General features: G+C 41.0%; 17 protein-coding genes and 1 pseudogene. 8 read left to right on the plus strand and 10 right to left on the minus strand.

The window, feature by feature from the left end; translation table 11 throughout:
• Positions 1–105: 105 nt before the first annotated feature.
• The 5 genes from LV85_RS04075 to LV85_RS04095 form a co-directional block, all read right to left on the minus strand.
• Positions 106–2,346, minus strand: a complete 2,241-nt coding sequence (locus tag LV85_RS04075; protein WP_111316912.1) for a xanthine dehydrogenase family protein molybdopterin-binding subunit — start codon at positions 2,344–2,346, stop codon at positions 106–108.
• Between the two features lie 163 nt (positions 2,347–2,509).
• Complete coding sequence (locus LV85_RS04080; protein ID WP_245942139.1) at positions 2,510–2,884, minus strand: helix-turn-helix domain-containing protein; 375 nt, start codon at positions 2,882–2,884, stop codon at positions 2,510–2,512.
• A 91-nt stretch (positions 2,885–2,975) separates the two neighbouring features.
• Positions 2,976–3,578, minus strand: a complete 603-nt coding sequence (locus tag LV85_RS04085; protein WP_111316914.1) for a flavodoxin family protein — start codon at positions 3,576–3,578, stop codon at positions 2,976–2,978.
• 77 nt (positions 3,579–3,655) lie between these two features.
• Complete coding sequence (locus LV85_RS04090) at positions 3,656–4,102, minus strand: nuclear transport factor 2 family protein (RefSeq protein WP_111316915.1); 447 nt, start codon at positions 4,100–4,102, stop codon at positions 3,656–3,658.
• A gap of 18 nt (positions 4,103–4,120) precedes the next feature.
• A complete protein-coding gene (locus tag LV85_RS04095) occupies positions 4,121–4,570 on the minus strand; it encodes a nuclear transport factor 2 family protein (protein WP_111317159.1) in 450 nt (149 codons plus the stop codon).
• Positions 4,571–5,019: 449 nt separating this feature from the next.
• Here LV85_RS04095 and LV85_RS04100 point away from each other — a divergent pair, with 449 nt between their 5' ends.
• The 3 genes from LV85_RS04100 (at position 5,020) to LV85_RS04110 (ending at position 9,240) form a co-directional block, all read left to right on the plus strand.
• Entirely contained in the window at positions 5,020–6,018 is a 999-nt protein-coding gene (locus LV85_RS04100) for a sensor histidine kinase (protein ID WP_111316916.1), read from the plus strand.
• On the plus strand, positions 6,015–6,722 hold the full coding sequence (locus LV85_RS04105; protein WP_111316917.1) for a LytR/AlgR family response regulator transcription factor: 708 nt from the start codon (positions 6,015–6,017) through the stop codon (positions 6,720–6,722). Before LV85_RS04100 ends, LV85_RS04105 begins: the two co-directional genes overlap by 4 nt.
• A gap of 364 nt (positions 6,723–7,086) precedes the next feature.
• Positions 7,087–9,240, plus strand: coding sequence for a TonB-dependent receptor (locus tag LV85_RS04110; protein WP_111316918.1), 2,154 nt, complete (start codon positions 7,087–7,089; stop codon positions 9,238–9,240).
• Positions 9,241–9,348: 108 nt separating this feature from the next.
• Here LV85_RS04110 and LV85_RS04115 read toward each other — a convergent pair whose 3' ends face one another.
• The 3 genes from LV85_RS04115 to LV85_RS04125 all read right to left on the minus strand — a co-directional run bounded on the left by LV85_RS04115 (position 9,349) and on the right by LV85_RS04125 (position 12,836).
• Positions 9,349–9,870: a hypothetical protein gene (locus tag LV85_RS04115; RefSeq protein WP_111316919.1), complete on the minus strand. Its 522-nt coding sequence runs from the start codon at positions 9,868–9,870 to the stop codon at positions 9,349–9,351.
• Between the two features lie 235 nt (positions 9,871–10,105).
• A complete protein-coding gene (locus tag LV85_RS04120; protein ID WP_111316920.1) occupies positions 10,106–11,458 on the minus strand; it encodes a sensor histidine kinase in 1,353 nt (450 codons plus the stop codon).
• Positions 11,448–12,836, minus strand: coding sequence for a sigma-54-dependent transcriptional regulator (locus LV85_RS04125; protein WP_111316921.1), 1,389 nt, complete (start codon positions 12,834–12,836; stop codon positions 11,448–11,450). The genes LV85_RS04120 and LV85_RS04125 overlap by 11 nt, the downstream gene beginning before the upstream one ends.
• A gap of 329 nt (positions 12,837–13,165) precedes the next feature.
• Between LV85_RS04125 and LV85_RS04135 the strand changes: the two genes are divergently transcribed.
• The 4 genes from LV85_RS04135 (at position 13,166) to LV85_RS04150 (ending at position 21,045) form a co-directional block, all read left to right on the plus strand.
• Positions 13,166–14,413 (plus strand): efflux RND transporter periplasmic adaptor subunit, encoded by a 1,248-nt coding sequence (locus LV85_RS04135; RefSeq protein ID WP_111316923.1) that lies wholly within the window; start codon positions 13,166–13,168, stop codon positions 14,411–14,413.
• A 277-nt stretch (positions 14,414–14,690) separates the two neighbouring features.
• Positions 14,691–15,386 (plus strand): ABC transporter ATP-binding protein, encoded by a 696-nt coding sequence (locus LV85_RS04140; protein ID WP_111316924.1) that lies wholly within the window; start codon positions 14,691–14,693, stop codon positions 15,384–15,386.
• Between the two features lie 344 nt (positions 15,387–15,730).
• Entirely contained in the window at positions 15,731–18,091 is a 2,361-nt protein-coding gene (locus LV85_RS04145) for an ABC transporter permease (RefSeq protein WP_111316925.1), read from the plus strand.
• A gap of 500 nt (positions 18,092–18,591) precedes the next feature.
• Positions 18,592–21,045 carry an ABC transporter permease gene (locus LV85_RS04150; RefSeq protein WP_111316926.1) on the plus strand — a complete coding sequence of 818 codons (2,454 nt, stop codon included), beginning with the start codon at positions 18,592–18,594 and terminating at the stop codon, positions 21,043–21,045.
• Positions 21,046–21,241: 196 nt separating this feature from the next.
• Here the strand turns inward: LV85_RS04150 and LV85_RS04155 are convergent, their stop codons facing one another.
• Positions 21,242–22,624: a serine hydrolase gene (locus LV85_RS04155; protein WP_146260426.1), complete on the minus strand. Its 1,383-nt coding sequence runs from the start codon at positions 22,622–22,624 to the stop codon at positions 21,242–21,244.
• A gap of 296 nt (positions 22,625–22,920) precedes the next feature.
• Between LV85_RS04155 and LV85_RS22455 the strand changes: the two are divergent.
• A pseudogene (locus LV85_RS22455) lies at positions 22,921–23,031 on the plus strand (cell division protein FtsX); the annotation flags it as partial.
• A gap of 318 nt (positions 23,032–23,349) precedes the next feature.
• Here the strand turns inward: LV85_RS22455 and LV85_RS04160 are convergent.
• Positions 23,350–25,527, minus strand: coding sequence for a hypothetical protein (locus LV85_RS04160; RefSeq protein WP_111316928.1), 2,178 nt, complete (start codon positions 25,525–25,527; stop codon positions 23,350–23,352).
• Positions 25,528–26,125: the final 598 nt, after the last annotated feature.

The following is a 26,125-nucleotide window of genomic DNA, read 5'->3' on the forward strand; positions in this document are numbered from 1 at the left end:
ATTTATCTCTAAATTAATTATTTACAAGGAGTGATGCTTACGAAATTCAAACGAAACGCATATTCTGCCACTGATTTGAGTTATTTAAAAGGGTTCTAAATTTTTCTAACTATTTAACTGATTGATAAAAGGCTGATCATAGAACCTTTTTCCACTTCCTCTATATAAGGCATTTGCCAAAGCTGCAAAGACAGGAGGGTAGGCAGGTTCGCCCAGCCCAGAAGGATCTTCCCCATTTTCTACAAAATAGGTTTCTATAGAATTTGGAGCTTCCTGCATTCTTATCATTCTATAGGTATCGAAATTGGATTTGCTCGCCACACCTTCTTCAAATGTCAGCTCCCCAAACATAACGGTTCCGATTCCGTCAATGACCGCTCCTTCGCAGAGGTTTTTGGCTGCATCAGGATTCACGACCAATCCGCAATCTATCGCATTAATCACCTTGTCAATTTTCACCTGACCATCCACGATTTTCAAATCCAGGACCTGAGCCGCGTAACTGTTGTGGCAGAAGTAAGCAGAAAATCCTCTTGAAATTCCTTCCATATCTTGACCCCAATTGGATTTTTCTTTTGCGAGTTTAATTACTTCCGCAAACCGATCCGGGTCGTAATCATTCCCTTCTCCTACTGGATTAGCTTTGGCTTTCGCCAGTAATTCCAGACGGAAATCAATAGGATCTTTTCCAGCTGCCTCTGCTACTTCATCCAAAAAAGACTGCTCCACACAAGCCATAAAATTAGATCTCGGTGCACGGAATGACCCCGTAGTGATATTGGAAGGCACTTCCCAGCCTTCTGCCAGGTAATTAGTTACTGCACCTGCAGGAAAACGATCTGCATAAAGAGGGTTCTCAGGAAGTCCACCCGCATTGACATGAAAAGCAGTCAATTCATTGTTTTCATCCAAAGCTGCTCTATAGCTTGCCTGATATCTCGAGCGGTAAATACCTCCGGTCATCTCGTCTTCCCGGGTATAAATCAGCTTGATCGGCGCATTCATTTTTTGGGAAATTACAGCCGATTCTATCAGCCAATGCGCATAAGATCTTCGCCCATAACCTCCGCCCAATCGGGTCATTTTGATCTCAATGTTTTCTAAAGGAATTCCCAATCGGGAAGAAAGTGCCTGCTCGGTCAACTCCGGTTTCTGCAAGGGGCCGGCACATTCCACTTTTTCCCCTTGTACATGGGCAAAAAAGTTCATTGGCTCCATACAGTTGTGGGCTAAAAATGGCCCTGTATAACTTCTTTCTATGATTTTTGCGGCTTTGGCAAAAGCAGCTTCCGGATTTCCATCTTTTCGTTGCGTTTGAGGATTTTTTGCGGCTTCTATCATAGCCTGCTCCTGTGAGGCTGAACTTTCCAATCCTTTGGGAACTACTCTTATTCCCTCTCTGCCAAACATATCCCGCTTTTCCTCATAGCCTTCCTGGATTTCCCATTCTGCCTCTATAGCTTTTTTGGCCTGCAAAACCTGCCAGGTACTTTCACCCACTATTACTATTAAATCAGTGAATTGAGCGGTGTCGAAAAATGTCCTTTTGTAATCATCCTGCAAGGATTTGATCTGAAAAACATCCCTGATGCCAGGCATGTTTTTGGCTTTTGAGCGATCAAAAGATTTCAGTTTTTTACCGATTGCCGGTGGATGGACGAGCATGGCGATGAGCATTCCTTCCCGTTTAGTATCTATACCAAAAAGTGGTTTGCCAGTCACAATATTTTTAGCTTCCACATTCTTTTTGGAGCTACCGATAATGCCGAAATCCTTGCTGTCTTTCAGTTGCACCTCTTCCGGCACCGGCATCGTAGCAGCCAAGGAGGCAAACTCTCCAAAATGTGCTGATTTTCCAGATTGCTTATGAGTAATTGTTCCCGCTTTTATCGTGATCTCCGATGCGGGTACATTCCAACTTTGGGATGCTGCTGCGGCCAGCATAGCACGGGCAGTAGCTCCTGCGGTTCTAAGATTAGTATATCCTGAGCGTATCGCCTGACTTCCACCAATGAATTGTCTGGTAAAATACTTGGTATCCAAATCCGCCTGCTCCACGATGACATTTTCCCAAGCCACATCCAGTTCCTCGGCGACAATCATAGGCATGGAAGTCTTCACATTTTGCCCGCCTTCTGGATTCGGTGACATAATGGTGACCAATCCATTTTCCCCGATTTTGATGAATCCATTGAACTGAAACCACTCCTTTGGCATCTCTAAAGTTTCTGCCTGCTTGGGATTGCATGCTGCCAGCCAGTTGAGACTAAGCAGCATTCCGCCTCCGGAAAGTGCAGAGACTTTTAGAAATGATCGACGGTTGATTTTGGTGCTTTCAGTTTTCATGAATTGAGGTCAACTAGTATGATAACAACCACTTAGGCCTTTAAAATTTACTTTAATTGAGGTTTACAACAAAGGTTTTTTGAATAGAATAGGTCGTTTAGACCTTATTTTAAAGTCAGAAAAGCCAGACCCACACGGACCTGGACTTTCTCTTGTAACCCAATCAATCTATATTTTCAATCTTCGATCTGCGAAATTGTGAGGGATTCATGTCCATTTCCTTTTTAAAGAAGTTGTTGAAATGTGTCACTTCTGTAAAACCCAAGGCATAGGCTATTTCTGATACATTCCAGTCGCTTTGCTTTAGAAGACGCTTGGATTCTGCCAGAATTCTTTCCCGGATAATCACCGATGTTGCCTTATTGAAAATCGATTTGACACTTCTGTTAAGATGATTTACATGGATATTGAGCTTTTGGGCAAAGTCCGAAGCTGATCTTAGTTTAATTGTATTTCGCAGGTCTGTCACAGGAAATTGACTATCCAACAGTTCCATAAAATCTGCACTGATCCTGCTTGCGGCAGTATTTCCTGACATATCAGTTTTTATTTTTATTGGTGATTTACTTGCTGTCCGAATCATCCTGTTTTTAGTGCTGGTTAATTTTTTCTGGCTTCAATTTGAGGTTTTAAAAACCCAAGCTGCTCAGCCAGTCATTGACTTCCTTTTTTACTTCAACTTCTTTGGTACCCTCCATGACGAACAGGATTCCATCCCGCTCTATGCCTCCTTTTGTAGAATAGCCTTTCAGAATCTTACTATCCGGGCAAAGCTCCTCTACTTTATCAAAGCTGCTACCTATCCCATAACCAGCGTTGGTATTGAAAGGGATGACAAACTTTCCACTAAGATCATTTTCACTTAAGAAGGTTTTCATAGGAGGTGGCAGTTGCATTCCCCAAGTAGGAAAACCTAAAAAGACCACTTCATACTGGGTAAGATCAATTTTTGTCTTTAAGGGAGGTAGAATTCCAGTTTCATTTTCCTGAGCTACCTGCGCGACTATTGCTGCATAATCTTCCGGATAGGGAGTTTCTAGTTCCATAGTAACCAACCTTCCACCTACCTTTTCGTGAATCATTTCCGCCACAGCTTTGGTGTTTTTGGTGCGTGTGAGGTAAACAATAAGGATTTTTTCCGATGCTACCTCACTCAGCTGCACTTCAGGCTGGGTTTGACTGCTACAGCTCAGCGAGCTAATGAGGAAGATGAATAGGAAGAAATACTTCATGGTTAGTTTGAATTGTTGTGGCTAGTGCTACACTAACTGGGCTGTCGTGCCAAAGTGAGTGTCGCACTCACTTTAACTTACCGATCCCCAGGCCCCATTAGTTTGGTAAAGGAGAGCGAGCCAAGTTTCCATCCCTCAGCCTTTTTGATGTACACTTCCGTGACTTCAAATGGATTGGTTACTTCATTGCCACCGACTTCGGCGATCAGTGTGATCCTATTAAGTAGAATAGCGGTATTATCGATGATCTCTACAGAAACCTCGTGGACATCGGCTTTTTTATACCAGATACCACCCCTCCGAATGATGTCAACTTCCCTGTCTTTGCCCCAGGCACCGCCCATGTGTACGAAAACTGATTTGTCATCAAATAGCTCCGCAAGTTTATCAGCATCCTTGTCTGCCATCCATTGCCACTTGGCTTTGGAAAGCTCGATAATTTCCTGTTTGGTAGCTTCTTCTTGCGCGTAGGTAAACTGGGCTGCAAAAAGAAGAATTAATACTCCTAAGATTGTCTTTTTCATGATTGCTTGGTTTTGGGATTAATGTTCTATCTCGTGGGTATCTCTTACACTGCTGAATGTCAAAGCCAGCATTTTCCATTCTTCGCCCTGTTTTTGATATACCTCTGTCACGGTAAATTCATTTTCCACATCATTTCCTCTCACGTGAGCAGTCAAGGTGATTCTATTCCAAACCAAAGCAGTGTTTCCCGAAATCTCAATCGCCGTATCGTGTACATCCGCTTTCTTGTACCAAATGCTTCCGGATTCGATGATTTCCAGTTCCCGGTCTTTTTTCCAGCTTCCACTCATGTGAACAAACTTTGCTTTGTCATCGAATAACTTTTCCAGTTTGGCTACGTCCTTATCTGCCATCCATTGCCATTTGTCCATGGAAAGCTTTTTGATTTCCTGCTCTGTGGAAGATTGGGCAAAGGAGAAGGAAGCGTTTAATACTACTAGGATACAAAGGAGGAGGTGTTTTTTCATTTTCATGGTTGCTTTGGTTTTAAATGAATTGTTTTCAATGAGTTATAGTTTTGATTGACCCATTTCATCACTACTAATAGACGAAAAAATATCCAAGAGTTTGGCGCAAATCAATAGACAGCAAGGTTCTCTCACCCAGTCAACAGCTTTGATCTACGAATGAAAAATTATTTAGCATGTCTATCCTTAATGATGCCAGTAGCAGAATACTCTTGGCTTTACAGGACAGAGGACCGAAGCCAGGTGACCGATGTGCTTAATTGTGGAATTTAACTTATTCTTAGTTGCTTATACATCTTTGCTCGATAGAAAATGGAAGTACAAATTTCCATATAGGTAGTATAGGGAGGTTTTACCACTTGTTGGAGAAATACTGTCTTCTGTAGAGCGCAACAGTCAGTTGGATGATCGCTGAGATTTGGTGTTATTTAAAATTCTAAATTTCGAAAATGAAGAATACTGTCATATCGCGTCCGGCATTCTATGCGCTGCATGTACTTTTCTGGTTTTGCTATGGAGCCATATTATTTGCCTCACTGAGCAGCTGGATTGATTCTCCGTTGGAAATTTGGAAAATCGTCATTTCGGATGTGTTGACTTCCTCCGCCATCACCTATCTGAATTACTATTTGCTCCTGCCGAGGCTGTATGCTAAAGGCAAGCATCTTTCCTACGTTATCGCCTCACTTGCTTTGGTGATTGTCATTGTGCTTCTGAGGGTCAATATGCTCGGCATGTCACATCAATCTGTTGCTTATACTTATTTCATCAGATCGGTTCCGGCCATTGGTTTCTATTTGGTCACGACGGTGGTCTGGTTCTTTGCCAATCTGATCAAAGCTCAGCGAAATGAAATTGAACTTCGCAACAGTCAATTGGCCTCCGAACTGAAGTTTCTGAAGCTTCAGCTCAGCCCACATTTTCTCTTTAATACCTTGAATAACATTTATTCCATGGCATATTTCAAAGAGAATAATACAGCTCCGGCGATCATGAAACTCTCCGAGATGATGCGGCATATGCTCTATGAAGATCAGGGAAAGTTTGTATCCCTTTCCAGGGAAATCACCTTTATGGAGAATTTTATTGAGCTGTGGAGATTGAAGTTGGATGAGAAGCCCAAGATATTTTTTACCTATGAAGGTGTGAAAGATCGGCACAGGATTGCCCATCTGATATTTCTGGTTTTTCTGGAAAATGCCTTTAAACATGGAAATACAATTGATGGTACGATTGAGATCAAACTGACTATTGATGCAGATGACAGGTTACATTTCTATAGTAGAAATGATGTGATCGATGCCCGTAAGACAGCAGAGGAAGAAAGTGGAGTGGGGCTTTCTAATGTGAAAAAGAGATTGAATCTGATCTATCCGGAAAAGCATGAGTTGACCTTGGATCAACATGCGACGTACTTTGAAGTAAAGTTAACCATTGAATTAGGATGAGCTACCATGTTTTAATTGTAGACGACGAGCCACCAGCAAGGAAGTTGCTTTCCGATTATGTATCCAAAATGGCGAGTTTGGAACTCGCTGGGGTGTGCAAAAACGGGGAGGAAGCCTTGGGGTTATTGAAAGAAAATCAGGTTGATATCCTATTGCTCGACATTCGCATGCCGCTGATGACGGGTATGGATTTGCTGAATGAATTGAAGGAAAAGCCACTCACTATTTTTGTGACTGCCTATGAGGAATATGCAGTCAAAGGCTATGAGCTGGATGTGATTGATTACCTGATGAAGCCGGTTTCCTTTGAGCGGTTTACAAAGGCAATCGAAAAGGCAACAGAATACCTTTCGACGCAGGTGATTACAGAAGAAACCGCTGAGAAACCTGATTATTTTTTTATCAAGACCGATACCCGCATCGTGAAGTTTCTTTTTTCAGAAATCCAGGCGATAGAAGCCCAAAGAGAATACGTGAAATTTATAACCCCAAACCGAAAAGTAATGTCACTGGTTTCCCTGACCGGGATTGCCAATGCTTTGCCCGGAGAATTTGTGCGTATCCATCGATCTTTTATCATCAATATGCGGCATATCGATGAAGTGCAGGCTAATGAGGTTTTGATAGGAAAAGAGCTTTATCCTATCAGCAGGAATTATCGGGAGGATTTTTTCAGGAAATTGGATGGGATGAAGTTGTTGTGAGACGAGTTGTCAATATAGAAACCCAAATAACCAAAGGGGGATTTTGTTCTCCCCAAAAAACAAAAATACAGATTGTATTGTGGAGAGAACAATATTTTTGGATACGATATTTATCAAAAGGATAAAGCCCAAATAGCGTAATCAAGATAGCCAGGAAAGGTATTTAGCAGTCTTACTTTTGGGATACCTTACACCTCCAACTTGATCTTGGGAAGCAAGGGTTTTTTCTTCTGAAGTGACGTTGTGAGTTGACTTCTGACTCCACCAAAATCCACTTGTGTATTATATGAGGAAATAGTCATCTTTTAGGCTGTTTTTAATCCTCCGAGCCGTAAATTCGGGGCTGAAACTGAATCAACCTATTATGTCTATTTTCAAAACCCAAACTTTGGCCAAGCTTTCACTTTTTGCTGGACTCAGCTTAGCTTCTCACATTTCTTTTGCTCAAACCAATGATTCCATTCCAGAAACTCAACTTGGAGAGGTAATGGTAACTGCGCAGAAAGAGACTGAAAACCTTCAGAAGGTGCCAATTTCTGTGTCGGTAGTTGATGATCGGAAAGTGGAGGAAATGAACTTGTGGCAGACAAAAGATCTGCGTGGTTATATACCTAATCTCTATACATCCAATCCTGGAGATAATCGAAATGTCATTTCAATTCGTGGTATCACCACCACATCTTATGAGCCGGCAGTAGCAACTTACGTGGATGGAGTGAATCAATTTGGTTTGGACACCTATTTTTTCTTACTAAATGATGTGGAAAGAATCGAAGTTCTACGAGGGCCTCAAGGGACACTCTATGGTAGAAATGCTATGGGTGGAGTGATGAATATAATCACCAAACCTAAGTCTGATGAGTTGTCTGGCTTTGTAAGAACTGATATTGGTAATTATGGTTTTGCTAGAATTGCTGCCGGTGTGAAGACTATGGTTCTTCCGCAAAAATTATATGCTGGCTTCTCCGTGTTGTCGGACAAATTAGACGGGTATTATACCAATCTGTATGATGATACTGATTTTGATAAACAAAAGAACCTTTTGTTTTCGGGAAATGTGAATTATCTCTTTGCGAAAAATTGGGAGGCTGTTTTAAACTTCAAAAGTAACACTGGTAGAAATAGAGGGCCATTTTCACTTGCTCCTGATCCTGATTCAGCATTGGAGTTTCCTTTTGAAGTCAATCAAAATGCTACAACAGAAATGGTGGACAATAGCCAAAATATCTCCTTGGTATTAAAAAATGCTGGTCCGAAATTCAACTTTTCTTCACAGACCTCCTTCCAACATAATTATCGTTATTACAAAACTCCGATTGATGGCGATTTCTCCCCTATAGATGGAGTATCTATAGTAAATAACTATGGCAAAGATTGGAACACAGTTTCCGTTTGGACGCAAGAATTTAGGTTGGCTTCAGCAAATACTGGTCAGAAACTGAATTGGCAAGTTGGATTCTTTGGCTTCAACTCTGATGCCCCAACTAAGCAAGGTGTTTATTTCGGAGATGATGCAGCCTTAGTTGGCTCGCCTATTTCCAATTTTACTACGATCAATACTAATATTGCCACAGGATATGGTTTTGCATTTTTTGGTCAGGCGACTTACAGCCTAACAAATAAATTGAAAGTTACTGCTGGTCTGAGATCGGATTATGAGAAAAAGGAATTGACTGTTGGACAGGAACTGGACTTTGGTGGCTCTCAAGTGGTGACACAAGCAGATACGACGGGTAATGTGAATTACAATGCAATATCTCCAAAATTGGCTTTAGCCTATCAGCTCGCAGCTACTAATGAGGTATATGGTAGTTATAGCCGTGGTTTTAGACCTGGAGGTTTGACCCAGATAGGTTCAGATCCTAGCAACCCACCGCTGTTTGCCTACGATCCTGAGTTTTCCAATAACTTGGAAATAGGAAGTAAGAATTACTTTTTCGACAGAAGAGTTCGAGCAAATGTTTCCGTTTTCTATACTACTATTTCAGATGTACAGATTCCAGGATTGATCCTGCCAGATGCGATCGTGGTAACCCAGAATGCGGGTGATCTCACTAGCACAGGTGTAGAGTGGGAGATTAATACTATCCCAACTAATAATCTGAGCATTGATTGGAGTTTTGGCTATACCCATGCCACCTTTGATAATTTAATCCTTCCTGAAGATTCAGGTGAAGTGGACTTCTCGGGCAACAGGCAAATATTCACTCCTACTATGACTTCTATGGTGGCAGCACAATGGAACCCACAGTTTTTCAATTCCAGTACGCTCGATTGGATGCTGAGAGGTGAGTGGTTGTATTTTGGTGAGCAGTTCTTCAATTTGGAGAATACCATCAGCCAGGATGCTTATCAGATTGCCAATGTGAAGTTTGGCGTAGTTTCAGATACAATGGAGTTGACTGTATGGGGAAAAAATATCTTTGACACTACTTACATTGATTATGCATATAACTTCGGCCCATCTCACTTAGGCAATCCAGCGACCTTCGGTGTTACAGCGATGTATAAGTTTTAAAAATTCGAGAGTAGACAGGCGCGTAATTAGAAAATAATAGCCTTTGAAATCTTATGATCTCAGAGGCTTTTTAATGAGCTATTCCAATGCATTATCAGAAGTAGACTGCTATTCAAGCTTCAAAAATTCTTTGAAATATTTGACCAAATACCTGTAGTCCTCATCGTTTATAATCCCGTGCTCAATCACTTTCTTTACCACCTGGTATATTTCATTGAATGGATAGGTTTCACTAAGGTGCTCATTTTCATCCATCCATTTTTTGAGCATTTCCAGCTCATATTTATTGATGTCGCCGTCAGCCATGATACCATAGCAAACTCCCTGAAGAAAATGCAGATCAGCCTTGGTTTTATCATTTTCTTCGAAGTTCAACGCATGTTTTACAAGGATTTCTTTGAGTTCAAAGATTTCTTCCGAACCGATGGTTCCAGTTTTTACTTTAGCCGATATTTCCTCAAAAAAGGAGTGAAAGGGTTCTACGGAACAAAGTCCCTGATGTGTTTCACACCAGGCTTTTAATGCCTCATATTCGCTAGTGGTAATGATGCCATCCACGGCAATGCTATTGACCAAGCCATTTAAATTGTGAAAAGCTACTTGGGTTTGGGTCAAAAAATTATTTTCCATAATCTCTACAGTTTCGTATAAGATACAAAGTCTTGATAAACAATGAAATGAACTTGCTATACTATTTTATGACGTTTGAAGAAAAAACGGATTTTAGGATGCGATTGCTCAGACTTAAGCCTGTCTGGGATGAAAGTTTTTGAGATGAAAGAAATACGGCTGTTCGTGTGGACACGAACATGGGCGGGAGCCTCTGGGTCACCCTCCGTGTGCTTTGCGGTTTAAAAAGACTCTTTTATCTGAAATTCATCGTGAACACTGTGCGCTCGTTAGGAATAGAAGTTACTTGAAGACTGCCACGATGTAGATTCATGATTTGTCTCGAGATGGCTAGCCCAATGCCACTACCAGTTTTTTTGGTAGAGTAAAATGGCACGAAAATCCTTTCCAAGGCCTCGGGAATAATTCCCGGCCCACAGTCTTCCACTTGTATCATCAAGCCCAAATCTCCCTGTCCAATCGAGGATAGCCAAATCGTACGATCTGCCTGATTTTGAAGAGATTCTGAAGCATTTTTCACCAAATTGATCAGGATCATAGTGATCTGATCTGGGTCGCAATGAATCTCCAAATCAACAGGATGGATCTTCGTTTCTATTTTAACTTCAGCCGTTTTAAGATCCTCTTTCATCAAATTCAGCACATTTTCGAAGAGTTGACTTACCGGCATGGTTACTTTTTTCGGAGCAGGGATATTGGTATAATCCCGATAAGCATTCACGAAGTTTACCAAACCTTTACTCCGGTTGGCGATCGTGTCCAAACCTTCCTGCATATCCATAAATCCGTCTCTTTTGATCAAGAAACCTTCCTGTTGTACGTAGCTATCCTCATCCAAAATAGTGCGAAGTGAATCCACCAAACTTGAAATCGGTGTAATGGAATTCATGATTTCGTGACGAAGTACCTTAGTCAGATTTTGCCAAGCTTCGAGTTCGTTGGACTGAAGTTCCGCATTGATATTTTGAAGGGATAGTAAAGTCCAGCTTTGTCCGCCCATCTTCAGAGAAGTGGATTGTATAATGAGGTGGAGGGAGGGATTGACCTTTTTTGAAATTCGCTGTCCAGGCTTCATATCCATTACATCGGCCAGTAATTTTGGAGATAATTTCCCTAAATCACTGATATCCCGAAATTGCGGAATTTGCAACAAATGCTTTGCAGAATTGTTGATTACCCCAATTTTTCCTTCGTCATTGAAAGAGATTATTCCGGTATTGATGTGCTGAATAATTACCTGAAGGAAAAGCATCTGCTCTTCTTTTTCGGCACGCGTTTGCTTGAAAACATCCATCACCTCATTGAAGGAGGTATTTACTTCGCGAAAGGAGCTCCCCATTTTACTGTCTGAAGTAAAGGAACTAGAGAAATCAGCGTATCGAATGGAATCTAAAAACCGAGCAAGCTTATGATTGATGGAGTTGACATAATAGATCATTTCTCCAATCTGGATTAGGGCAACTATGCCCAAAATAGCTGGGGCCAACCAGAGGTCCTGACTGTAATACAGCCAAAGCCCGAGATAAAGACTCAGGATAATTCCGAAGATCCGTAAGCCTACTCCAAGTGAAAACCGCTTATAAACCATATTTCTCCAGTCTGCGATACAAGGAAGATCGAGTCAGACCGAGTTCCTCAGCCGCGCGAGTAATATGACCATTGTGTTTTTGCAATGCTTTACGAATTAGGATGCGTTCCACATCTTCGATATTCAAATGCTCCAAACTCACGGATTCATCCTGACGTTCCGGCTGATTCATCTTTTGCAAAAAGAGATCTTCTGGCTGCAATACATTATGATTTGACATGATTACCGCACGCTCGATACTATGCTGTAACTCACGGATATTACCAGGCCAGTGGTATTTTGTCATGCGTTTCACTAGCGGTTCAGAAGCTTTTCGGATGTCTTTATTGTATTTTTTTGAGTAAAAAGCAATGAAGTGATCAGCCAAAAGTGGGATGTCTTCGACACGCTCCCGAAGTGGAGGTAATTGTATTTCTATAGTATTGATACGATAGAGTAAATCTTGTCGAAAGCCATTATCATAGACCATATCATGTATCGGCATATTGGTTGCAGAGATCAGGCGGATATTTACATCCACCGCACGATTAGCACCTACGCGGGTGACTTGCCGATTTTGAAGTACCGCCAAAAGTTTGGATTGCAGTGGAAGTGGAAGATTACCAATTTCATCCAGGAAAAGTGTTCCTTTATTTGCCTGCTCAAATCTTCCTGCACGATCTTCTTTGGCATCAGTAAATGACCCTTTTTTGTGTCCAAAAAGCTCTGATTCGAAGAGCGTTTGTGTGATAGAACCTAAATCCACACCGACAAAGGCTTCTCTATTTCTACGTGAATGCCTGTGAATAGCCCGAGCAATTAATTCTTTTCCCGTGCCATTTTCTCCCAAAATCAACACATTCGCATCGGTAACCGCTACTCGCTCGATAGTTTCGAAAACCTTCTGCATAGACTCACTTTGCCCGATAATGTCCTTAAACTTATTATCTATGTCTTGCTGCATTGCCTCCTTCTGATCTTTTAGCAGATTCACTTCCATTTTCTTTTTGCGAAGCTGCAAGGCTGAATTGAGTGTAGCGAGTAAGCGCTCATTTTCCCAAGGCTTCAGCACAAAATCTGTAGCGCCTTCTTTGATTGCTTTCACGGCAAGATTCACATCTCCATAGGCCGTGATCAACACCACCACAGCTGAAGGATCCAGTTCTAGAATTCGATCCAGCCAATAGAACCCTTCCTGACCAGAACTCACATCTTTGGTGAAGTTCATGTCCAGCAAAATTACATCATAGGATTCGTTGTGTGTGAGGATGGGAAGTAGGTCAGGATTGGTTTCTGTATCCACTTGTGAAAAATGACGCTTAAGAAAAATTTTTGCCGCCTTTAAGAGGTCTTCGTTGTCATCTATTATAAGAATTTTGCCTGTTCGTTGCTCGCTCATAGTAAAAAGGAATTAATAAAGCCTGGAAATATACCTTGCTTGCTCTGGGCTCTTGTTCCAAAAGCATACCGAAAAAGCAGGTAGTATAAAATTGCTGCAAAACGTTTGATTTCGGACAATATGAGCCTGTTTTTGGGAAACTGAGGAAGTTTATAAGTTAAGAAAATATTATTCGACTTTGAATGCTTTTGTTCGCTTGCGGACGAAAATGTTCGCGAGTCTAGCTCCATCTTTTTTGTAAATCAACCAAACGAGCCTCTAAGGGCGATTTTTTGCATGGCATACCATTTGGCATACTGGGGTTAGCCCGAAAATGGCATTTACACACAATGGATAGAAAAATAGCTAAGAAAACCTGGACCCCTAAAAGAATCGCCTGGATAGTAGGTGGAGTCATTTTGGTCGCCGGAATTATTTACCAAATCGGATATGCTGATCATAGATCTACAATGAATGTGGAGAAGGATCGCCTCAGTATCGCAACAGTTTCGAAAGGTGAGTTTACGGATTATATATTGGTATCTGGACAGATCGAACCAGCCCAAACTTTCTTCCTCGATGCCGTGGAAGGTGGTATGGTAGCCGAGATTGTTCGTGAGTCTGGTGCAGTGGTAGAGGTGGGGGACACGATTTTGATTATGGCCAATTCCAATCTACAGTTGGACGTGATGCAGCGGGAAACCATGCTATATGAGCAAATAAACAACTTGCGTCAAACTCGACTGTTCTTAGATCAAAATGATTTGAGCCAGCAGGGGCAATTGGCAGAAATTGATTATCAGATCAGTTTGCTTCAGCCTCAGTACAAAAGATTCAAGGAGCTTCATGAGAAGAAGCTGGTTTCGGATCGGGAATTTGAGGAAGTGGCAGAGCAATATGAGTATAACCTGAAAAGAAAGGAATTGACCTATAAGTCTTATAAGAGTGATTCCATCGCTAGGTCTTATCAGCTAGCGCAGCTTCGACAATCAGAAAGTAGAATGAATGCTTCGCTGAATGGTGTGGGGCAGATTCTGAACGGCTTGGTGATCAAAGCTCCTATAGCAGGTCAGTTGGCAATGGAGCAAATCGAAGTAGGACAGGCGATCAATTCCGGCGAGAGATATGGTCAGATCGATGTGCAGGATGAATTTAAAGTGAGAGTTCCAATCGACGAATTGTATTTGCCAAGAATCGGTCGTGGTTTGAAAGGAAAGTTTACCCTTAGTGGTGTAGACCATGAACTTGAAATCATGAAAATATATCCAACGATTACTAATGGTCGATTTGAGGTGGATATGAAATTCACCGGTGACAGCCCTCAGGGAATCAGAAGAGGGCAGAGTGTGAGAATTAGATTGCAACTGAGCGACAGTGAGCAAAGCTTATTATTGCCAACAGGTGGATTCTTCAAGGATACTGGTGGAAACTGGGTATTTGTGATCAATTCAGACGGAAATGCAGAAAAGAGAAGTATCAGACTTGGAAATAAGAATCCTGAATTCTACGAAGTACTTGAAGGCCTAGTAGAAGGTGAAAAAGTCATCATCTCCGGCTACGAGAACTTTGGGAAGAATGAGATTTTGGATTTGAAGTAAGGAAAAAGTCGGAAGACCGAAGACGGGAGACGGAAGACGGGAGATTGCGGTTAAGTAACGTCATTGCGAGAGAGGTACGAACGAAGCAATCTTTGTGTCTTAATGAACAGATTGCTTCGGGGTTGATTCGCTATACTATCATTTGGCATAAGAAAACCCCTCGCAATGACGTGTCAAAACATTGTACTCAATTATGGTTATCGAATGTCTAAAAAAATAAAATAACAACTCATTAAGAATAAGCACTGAGCTATATCCGACACCAAACAATAAAAAAATGAACGTAATCAAAACAGTCAATCTTCGAAAAATGTATGCTACCGAGGAGGTAGAGACAACAGCATTGGATAGTATCCAGATCGAAATCAAAAAAGGCGAATTCGTCGCAATCATGGGGCCATCTGGTTGTGGTAAATCCACTCTCCTCAATATCCTCGGGCTACTGGATAATCCAGATGATGGAGAATATCACTTCCTGGATAATGAGGTGGCTAAATTCTCTGAAAGACAGCGTTCCTCACTCAGAAAAGGAAACATCGGCTTTGTATTCCAGAGCTTTAACCTGATCGACGAACTGACTGTATTTGAAAATGTAGAGCTTCCGTTGCTTTATCTCAAGATTCCAACCGATGAGCGCAAGACAAGAGTAGAAGAAGTACTCACTCGCATGAATATCATGCATAGAAGAAATCACTTCCCTCAGCAGCTTTCCGGTGGTCAGCAGCAGCGTGTTGCGATAGCCAGAGCAATCGTAGCGAAGCCTTCTGTGATCCTTGCCGATGAGCCTACAGGTAACTTGGATTCTACCAATGGCGAAGAAGTAATGCGTCTTTTGGAAGAACTCAATAATGAAGGAACAACCATCGTAATGGTAACTCACTCTCCTCATGATGCTAACTACGCACACAGAACCATCAATCTATTCGATGGTAAAGTAGTGACTGAGAATATCAGAGAGCAGTTCCACGTGTGATTTTGACCGATGTTAGATGACGGGTGTCGGGTGTTTGCATCGGGCACCGGACATTGGACATTGAGCAAATTTCAACTCTCCTAGCTAAAATTAAAGCCTTCGCCTCGGTTTGTGTCCTCACAGACCGAAATACTGATGGTATGTGCAGATAAAGAACACGGTGCCAAGACCGAAGTTTGCTCCGTCACTACGGGGAGGCACGACGAAGCAGTCTGCTATTGGAAAGATTGCTTCGCTTTGCTCGCAATGACGATCACTTGAACCTTTAGTATATAAACAGATTGCTTCGCCTCGATCCTCGTCTACCAATGACGTAACCAACAACATTTAACTAATCACAAACCATGCTTCGCCACCAACTTACCCTAGCTCTTCGCAGCTTTATGAAGTTCAAAAAGATCTTCGCTATCAACTTGTTTGGTTTGGCGATAGGTCTGACGACCGTGGTGTTGATTATGCTTTGGGTCAAGGATGAGCTAAGCATCAGTCGCAATCATGAAAAGATAGATCGTATCTATGCTGTGATGACCAATCACGATAATAGCGGTGGAATTGTGACGATTGGAATTACCCCTGGCGATATGGCAGAAGCCATGAAAGCTGAACTTCCTCAGGTAGAATTGGCTGCAGGAACTTCTCCTTTCATCGATGGAGTCTCTTTTGAAAATGGGGATACTAAAATGACTGGAGCAGGTCTCTATGTAGATCAAGCATATTTTGATATGTTCTCTGTGGATTTTATCGAGGGGAATCCAAATCAGATCATGACTGGTATCAATAGCCTTGCGATATCTGAAACTATGGCCAACAAATTATTTGGCTCAGCTCAAGATGCCTTGGGTCAATCAGTGAAATGGCAAGTTTTTGACTTTCACAACGATGTGGAAGTTACTGGTGTTTACAAGGATTTAGATTCTAGAAATGTCGATAAGCCTGACTATTTCCTTTCCTTTTCCTTCTTCAAGCAGATGCTTGGCGAAGGAGTTCACTGGGATAATTACAATGCTTCCACCTATTTATTACTTCGCGAAGAAACAGATGTAGCTGCTTTTAATGAGCAAATCGCTGGTTTCATTAAAGCTAAAGCGGAGGGAAGTAATGTTTCGGCTTTTGTGCAGCCATATGGAGACACCTATCTCTATGGAACCTATGAAGATGGGAAAGTAGTAGGAGGAAGGATCAGTTACGTGAAGCTGTTTTCGGCCATTGCCATCTTTATCTTGATCATCGCATGTATCAATTTCATGAACTTGACTACGGCCAGATCTATGTCCCGACTGAAAGAAATTGGAGTTAAGAAATCTATGGGAGCAAGCCGGGGAGGCCTTTTTGGACAGTTTATGGTAGAGTCTCTGCTGTTGACATTCTTGGCTTTGGTTCTAGCGATAATTGCCACATTTGTATTGCAACCATTTTTCAATCAGGTGACATCCAAAACAATAAGTATGTCATTTCAGCCCGAGTTGATCCTCATGCTATTGGGGATTTGGCTGTTGACCAGCTTTTTGGCAGGAATATATCCAGCTGTTTACCTCTCCAAGTTTAAGCCTGTGGAGGTGATGAAATCTAATATCAAGGGAAGTTTTGGGGAATTGCTGGCGCGAAAAGGCCTGGTGGTTTTTCAGTTTGCGATTTCTCTGCTACTGATCATCGGGATCTCCGTGATCGGCAGGCAAATGTCCTTTATCCAAGATCAAAACCTGGGTTACAACCAAAGTCATCTGCTTCAGATCAATGCATCTGTAGTTAATCCAAATCAATTAGAGTCATTTTTGGCAGAACTCAAGGATACTCCGGGAGTGGAGAATGCATCAAGTTTGAGTCATCCGCTGGTCGGCTTGAGCAGTTCGACGATTGGACTTACCTGGGAAGGAAAAAATCCTGAGGAACAGGTGAAGTTTGAAAATGTGTCGGTCAATATGGGTTTGATCGAAACTATGGGTTTTGAATTAGTCGGTGGAAGAGCATTTTCTCCAGAATTTGGAGAGGAAGAGTCAAAGATAATTTTGAATGAAGCTGCAGTTCGAACCATAGGTTTCGAAGATCCTGTGGGACAGATTGTTAACCTTTGGGGAGAAGACAAAGAGGTGATTGGCGTGATCAAAGATTTTAATTTCGAGTCACTGAAGGAGAGAGTAAAACCAGCTTTTCTGAAATATGATCCTGGTTTTGCCCAAAGAATTATGGTGAGAATTAATGCTCAAAATCAGGCAAAAACCATTGCTGGCATAGATGAGCTATTCGTGAAGCAGACGGCTCAGCCTATGGATTATTCCTTTATGGATGAGGATTATCAGTCACTTTATGCTTCCGAACAGCGTGTTTCCAAACTCGCGAAATACTTCGGCGTGATGGCTATCTTCTTGTCTTGCCTTGGGCTATTCGGTTTGGCGGCATTTACAGCTGAGAAGCGTAAGAAGGAAATCGGAGTACGTAAAGTGATGGGTGCATCTACCTTCGGGATTCTGACTTTGGTGTCCAAAGACTTCGTGAATCTCATTTTGATTTCCATAGTAATTGCTGTGCCGATATCCTGGTATTTTGCAGATTCCTGGCTGAAAACTTATGCTTATCAAACTAATCTCAGCTGGTGGATTTTTGCGGGTGCAGGTCTACTATTGGTGTTGATTTCTGTGATTACAGTTGGCTATCAAGCTTTCAAAGCTGCCTCAGCAAATCCAGTGAATTCATTGAAAAGTGAATAAGTAGTTTGTATCAAGACGTAAGAAATTGACTGGGAGTGCGTCATTGCAAGAAGGAAGTATGACGACGAAGGAATCAAAGACTTAATAATAGAGATTGCTTCGATCGTTCCTCACTGCCAATGACACGAGGTTAGGAAGGAGGAGCGGAATATCCAGCCTAGTTCTCTGTCTTCACTGACCGAAATACATAGGATGCACTTTCGCTTCAATCCGTGTCTTCAAGGACTGCTAATAAAAATGGCCCGTGAAGACAAGGGCCATGGCAAAGGATTGTGGATTGACACCAGTTTAGCTTCCAAATCTTCCTCGCGCTTAATGTCATTTCAAACCTCGGAAATAAACCTATAAGCTTTGCCCGAAAGCGAACGTTTCTGTACGAACTTAGATGGATAAAAAATTGAAAATTAGCTTTCTGGCCTCCAGAGCACTTTTTTTTAAATGGCATAAATCCTGAATAGCTGCTGGAACACCTTGATAGCCAATCTTAAATTCTATTTGCTATGCTAAAGAATTATTTCAAAATCGCCCTCAGAAACTTAAAGAAACATAAGTTCTACACCTTTATCAATATCCTTGGTCTATCGGTGGGAGTGGCGGTCTGTATGATTATTTCACTTTTTGTGATCAATGAGCTTTCCTATGACAAGCACTTCAAAGATGCTGATCAGATTTATAGGATACATGCCGATATCATATTTGGCGGAAATCACTGGGATATGATCCAAGCACCGGCTCCCATGGCTGAGGCGCTTCCGGAGGAGTTTCCCGAAGTAGAATATGCTGTTAATTTCCGTGCACGCGGATCTTATTTGGTCAAAACCATAGATGAAAACATCAAGGAAAATAATGTAATCTGGGCTAGCAAGGACTTTTTTAAGGTTTTCGGGACGCCACTAATTGAAGGAAATCAAGATGGGGTTTTGGCAGAACCAAATACCATGGCCATCAGTAAAAGCATGGCTGAAAAGTATTTCCCAGGGGAAAGTGCCTTGGGGAAATCCCTGATTTTGGATAATGATATGGACTTTAGAATCACTGGAGTTTATGAAGATATCCCGCAGAACAGCCATTTCCATTTCAACTTTTTACTTGCCATGGAAGGTTTGGAGGAATCCAAAACCACCTCTTGGCTAAGCAATAATTTCCAGACATATCTGAAAATCAGAGAAGATGCAAATCCTGAGAATTTGAATCAAAAACTGAAATCCCTTGTCGAGAAGAATGTAGAACCTGAATTAGGGCAATTATTCGGTGAGGGAGCCACTTTGGATGCCATGCTGGCCGATGGAGGGATGATGGAATACGAAGTTCAGCCCCTGCTGGATATTCACTTGAAAAGTGACTTGATGGGAGAGTTTGAACCTAATTTCAACATTACTTATATCTATCTATTTATTGCTGTAGCACTCTTTATTTTGGTGATTGCCTGTATCAATTTTATGAATCTGTCCACGGCGAGATCCTCCAGCCGTGCCAAGGAAGTGGGAATCAGGAAGGTGATGGGCTCTTTTCGCTCGCACCTGATCCGTCAGTTTTTGATGGAATCCATACTACTGAGCTTTATCTCCTTTTTGATAGCGATACCTCTGGTTTCCATCTTACTGCCCTTTTTCAATGATTTGGCGGGAAGAGAACTCTCGGTTCCCTTTACATTAGGTCCCTTTTACGGGATACTTCTTGTAGGAGCTATTGCTACAGGTTTGTTGGCGGGGATATATCCTGCATTTTTCCTATCAGGCTTCAAACCGATTAGCATTTTGAAGGGAAAAGTGTCCATGGGGATGAAAAGCGGAATGATTCGAAGTTCGCTGGTGGTGTTCCAATTTGCTATCTCTATCATTCTGATCATTGCCACCATCGCCGTGTTTAATCAGCTGAATTACATACAGAATAAGAAGATAGGCTTCAATAAAGAGCAGATTATCACGGTAGATGATGTTTATGCCTTAGATGGACAGGCGGAGACTTTCAAGCGAGAGATTTTGGCCAATAGCATGATGGAGTCCGGGACAATTACGGGTTATCTGCCAGTCTCTGGTACCTGGAGATCTGATACGCCTTGGTGGGCTGAGGGAAAAGATCCCAAGCAGACAGAGAATATGGTCAGCTTGCAAAACTGGGAAGTGGACTACGATTATGTGAAGACCATGGGGATGGAAATCGCTGAAGGAAGAGATTTTTCCATGGATTTCCCCTCTGATTCCAGTGCTGTGATTCTTAATGAAACAGCAGCAAAGAAATTCAACTTCGTCGGAGACCCTATAGGTCAAAAGATATATACCATGGCAGGTAATAACGAGACGGCTAATTTGGATGAATTGGAAAGCAAGACTGTGGTAGGAGTGGTCAAAAATTTCAACTTCGAATCTCTCAAAGAAAATATAGGCTCAGTGATGATCTTTCTGAGCGAGAGTCCAAGTGGGATCGCTTCCTTCAAATTCAACTCTTCTAATACCGATGAGGTAGTCAATTTAATCGAGACCAAATGGAAAGAAATGGCTCCCGGTCAACCCTTTACCTATTCCTTTTTGGATGATAGATTTGGGCAGATGTATGCCTCAGAAACCCGTCTGGGTAAAGTCTTTGGGATCTTTGCAGGCTTTGCAATTATGATAGCCTGCCTGGGATTATTCGCCCTGACGGCATTTACAGCAGAGCAGAGAACCAAGGAAATTGGGATACGAAAAGTGCTGGGTTCCAGCATAGGAAGTATAGTAGTATTGCTCTCTAAGGAATTTGCCAAGCTTGTTCTTATCGCATTTGTGATCGCATCGCCTATCGCTTGGTATGCCATGCAAAAGTGGCTGGAAGACTACCAATTCAAGCAGGAGTTAGGCTGGCAGGTATTCCTTGGCGCAGGTTTCTTCGCTATTCTGATCGCCTTGCTGACGACGAGCTATCAATCGATAAAAGCAGCTACCTCGAATCCGGTGGATTCTCTGAAGAGCGAGTAGTTTTTAGAGTAGCAAGAAGCAAGAAGTAAGACATAAGATTCATGACACAAGAGCCAAGTAAGAAAATTAAAGTCAGAAGTCTGAAAAATAGTTTTAATCAACGGATGAGGAATTACCCTGAGGGCTTGAGATAATAGAGTCTCGAAATCGAAAAATTCGAAGGTATTGGTTTTTTCTTAATTGAATTTATGCTATTTCATTTATTGTCAATTCGAAAATATTCGCCAGACTTTGTTTGCGTTGTAATTATTTTTGTCACTTGACCTTCCGTATAAATAAATTCAATGTAAGTCTTTATTCTCCTTATATCAGGCAAGATAAACTTTGTGGATGAAATGGACTTTAGAACCATTTTATAACCTGTCCCATTCAAGAAGTCAGCATATAAATTTCCATTTTCACTATAGATTTTAATAGTTTCATCGTACTCCTCGTTTTTATATAAACCCACATAATTTGCTATAGTTGATGAACTAAGCATGAGCTCCTTATCAGACTTAGTGCTGTTATTCTCTAAGATAATATTGCTAATAGTCTCAAATAAGTTTTGCAAATTATCTCGGTCACTGTTTCCTAATAAAGTAATGAAAATATCTTCCTCAGGATAGTACATTTCAACTGCCCTGAAACCATCAATAGCCCCTGGATGACCGAAGGATCTCCTATTGGTTTCATTATCGATAAAAAAACCATAGCCGTAGTTACTAAGTTTACCATCAGGAAATTTATAGGGTGTAATAGCGTTTAAGAAAGTTTCTTTCCTTATTAATTTTCCTTCATTCAAAGCTTTATGCCATTTGAATAAATCACTGACATTTGATCGTAAAGCACCGGCACTATAAACAAGAGACATACTAATAAAGTCAACATTCCAATACTTCCCATTCGAAAAAGAATAACCATTTGTGCGATTAGGAATTATTTCTATTTGATTTTCATAGTAGGTTGAATTAAGTCCTGCAGGGCCAAAAATATTTTCCTCTAAGTATTGCTGATATGATTTTCCGGTAATTTGTTCTATGATATAACCTAATAGGTAGTAGTTTGAATTGCTATAATTAAATTGAGTATTTGGTTCAAATTCCAAGGAAACTTTGTCAAGACTGTCAATCATAGCTCTTATCGGAAATTCCACTCGCATGGCATTTGGAATTTTTGAATCAAACTGTTCATAACCTCTTATTCCGGATGTGTGTGTGAGCAAATTTTCGATGGTAATTGTTTTACCCTTGAACTGGAAGTTCTTGATGAATTTTTGAATACTATCAGTAAGTGCCAGATCTCCTTTCTCAACCAATTGAAGAATTGCTATTGCTGTGAACTGTTTTGTTATAGAACCAATTCTAAAAACCATTTCAGGTTTCGTAGCTACACCCAGTTCCAAGTTTGCAGTTCCATAGGCTTTTTCAAGAATAACCTTTCCATCCTTAGCTATTAGTATAGCACAGCCTGGAGCAACATTTTCAAAACTTTCTAAAATTATTTTGTCAATTTGATCAATTATTCTTTTGTCATTTCTACTCTGCCCGAATGTATAAGTGGATAGGGAAATAAGAATTATAGTAAGAAAATGTTTCATAAAAATACTAGGTTTATACAATTGCTGGAAATAGAATTGGCTTTGAAAGGTTTTACTGAAAATTACAAATTTATCCAATTATAAGATGCCAAATTCTAAATGAATTCCTACTTTAAGCTTTTGCAGTGTATTCATTTGTTTTTATTATTTCTTCATTTTAGCAACTTCTTCTAGGTAGCTCTTATAATCAGAATAGGGTTCGTCCGATCTGTTATTCGGTTTTAAATAAGGGGCACCATTTTTATTGTCTAGGATTGCATTGAAGTGATTGAGCACTTGGTTTCCAAATAAAGTAGGTATTCCTTGGCGCAGGTTTCTTCGCTATTCTGATCGCCTTGCTGACAACGAGCTATCAATCGATAAAAGCAGCTACCTCGAATCCTGTGGATTCTCTGAAGAGCGAGTAGTTTTTAGAGTAGCAAGTAGCAAGAATTAAGACATAAGATTCAAGTCACAAGAGCCAAGTAAGAAAACTAAAGTCAGCAGATTACTAAAGTGTGGTGCCGTCATTGCGAGCGAAGCGTGGCAATCTTTAATGAGCAGCAAGTATCAAGTAGCATGACCCCAGAACCAAGTCAGAAAGCTAAAGTAAGAAGTCTGGAAAGTCATTTAACGGTTGAGGTTTTTAAAACTTCGAAGGTTGTTACCCATTACAAATGGGTAAGGATACGAGGGGTGGGACGGAAGGGTCTCATCGCAGGTAATTACTATTTACTGGAGCTAGCCTAGTTGCTGTCATTAAGCGACATTAAGATTTTTTCCAGGCTGGATAAAAGTGGCCAACAATCAATTGGTTGCTTAATCACTCGACTCACCCATACTGTCCTATCCGAATCCCAGCCATTAGTAGGAACAATATGATCATTGGAATCCCGTTTTGAGCCTTCCATTTTCAGAGTTCTGGCGACCCTATCTATTTTTGGAGACAGGCTATAAATGGGAGCTTGCCACCAAGCGGTTTTTTCGCAATAAAGAGCTACTAGAGTTTCATCATCACATGGGGAAAGATCTAAAAGTCCCTTTGGGTAGTAAGATTTTATCAAAAAGCCTAATTCTTGGGGATCATATGCTGTTTCTCCTACCTTTTTTGGTATATCATAAATCATCCATGGAAGTTGCGAATTGCCTCCTTTCTCTAAGCTGTTGAAAACTTCTGTATGAGTTGCACAAGCAATTGCTCCAGCCTTATAAACCCAAAGATATCGACTGTCCACTCCTATACCTACGAAATTAGCCCATGGTGAGACCATAAACTGATTCGTGGGTTGTTGTATATTTCCGTGATCCCATGTTATACCTCTGTAGCCAACACTTATTTCCATATGGTCTCTAGAGTTATAAGTCGGCATCACCATTCCCATCTTTGCTTTTCCTGCCTGACTTTTATCCGCTAATACCTCACAAGCCCCATATATAACGTGATTAGTATCTATTGAAAGTGTATTTTCTTCATCTTCAAAAGGCTTAGGTACCACAGCCCGCACCATTCCAACTTTATAACCATCAGGCATAGGAAACTGTCCTCTAAATAGTAGTTTCGTTTCTTCATCCGCTGTGTGTTCTTTACTTCCTTGTCTCCAAAATGTGATTTGTTTTCCTTCGGCAGTATATAAATCGATCTCACCTATATTGTGACCAGGAATAGCCCATACATCAAAATAATCAGGTTTAGAATTTGTATTGAAACGGACTAAAGTGTGTTCTTTTGCACGGCTGCTTAGCGGGGATGTTCCATACCTGGCAGATAGGATACCAGATCCAGAAGAGGCATGATCATCTTTTCGGAATGGATGATCTAAAAGAGTCGATTTTTCTCGAACCCAATCTTTATTCGCAGCAAAGGGATAGGTATTATCGATTGTGAATAATGCAATAGACTGCTTTTGGTTACCCATCTCAGAGGTTCGCTTTGAAACGGCAAAGCCTAAGGGGGTATTCTTTAGAGTATACTTCTGCCATTCTTTCTGATGTGAAACCACTGCATTCCGCTTGAATATTACGGATCCTCTAGGTCCATCATTCTGACTTCTGTTGCGGGCTGCCCAAACTGTGCCTTGATTTTGAGCTGCAGGTTTTATCTCTTGGATAAATTCTAATTGCATTTTATTCCGGCCTTTTAACATAGCTGTCAGATAGGTAATGTCTATATCTTTTTCAACTATGTTCATTGCCATAGTAAAGGCTTGCATCAACGAAAGATGTGCATAACAATGCCCAGCTAACACCGCATCCCAATGCTCAACATCTTGATTCCTCTTTATCCATTGACCAGCTTGTGTCATTTTCAGGCCTTTGTTTTCAATATCGAGAGATTTTTGAATTCTGTCGAATGGGAATTTTAATTCGCTTTTAGTATGTGATATAAATTCATCTATAACAGTGTTGATTTCTATTTGGATCGCTTGAAGTGAATCTTTTAACTCTTTCGCATCATGAGTGTCAATCACACTTTGTAGTTTTTGTTCGATTGATTTTTCTGGCTTCTGTTCAGAAAACATCTTCAAAATCATAGAAAAAATAGATAGAATTGAGCTTACAATAGCTCCTGGAGGGCCCCCACTAGCGCTCACTATCGAGCTAATCATAGTCACCATATTTCCAACAACGTCAGCCACCGCTGCACTACCTGCAATTGGGTTACCTCCTTGAAAGCTTTTTACTGCTCCTTGAATGCCAGTGGCAATTACAGGTAGTCCTTTTGCAATGGCACTTACTTGTCGATTATAAGTCTCTTTAGTCGCCTTGCTCGAACTAGCGGCTGATGCAGCTTTCGCAGCTGTTTTGAATTCTTCTGTACGCTCTTCAACCCAAACCAACATAGCCATCTGTTTATCGGGGTTTTTCTCCAAAGTCGCAATTAGAGTTCCAAGATCACTAAATTTATCAATATCGAAATCTGACATTTTTGTAACTGATTATTTAAAAATTGTATTTGAAAAAAAATGTTTTATGCCTTAAACTTTTTCATTTTCATAAAAGTTTTTCACCCTTTTCTTCAATGAATTACTCTTATGTCCTTGTTATTCTGAAAATAAGATAGTCCTATTTAGGGTATTTCTAGTTAATCATATGGAGTTTTTATAAAGAACTTAGCTAATCGAAAAGGCCCCTAATCAATTATTTTTTAGGATATGTAACGGATAAAAGCAACTAAACCCCGCTTTTTGTTATTCTCTTCACCTCGGTCTGTATCTGCTCCTCGGTCTGTGTCCCACAGACCGAAACGACATAAACTGAAAAAAAATGGTCTGTGTCTCGCAGACCATGGCACGGAAATTACAATGACGGTGTCAGGCTGACACCAACCCCACTACCAATGGCAGATTGATTTGAGGACACCAAAAACTGGTCAGTTCGAGCACCCGAGAGACGGGAGTCTAGAGGTTCGAGAACCTTTCGAATTCGAGACTCTCGTCTCTCAAGTGCTCAAGGTGACCATGGTTATGGTTTCAAAGCAAATTACTGTTATTTCATTTTTGTATGTTCAAAGAATATTTAATA

This window comes from Algoriphagus chordae (assembly GCF_003254055.1).
In the GTDB taxonomy this organism is placed as follows: Bacteria; Bacteroidota; Bacteroidia; order Cytophagales; family Cyclobacteriaceae; genus Algoriphagus; species Algoriphagus chordae.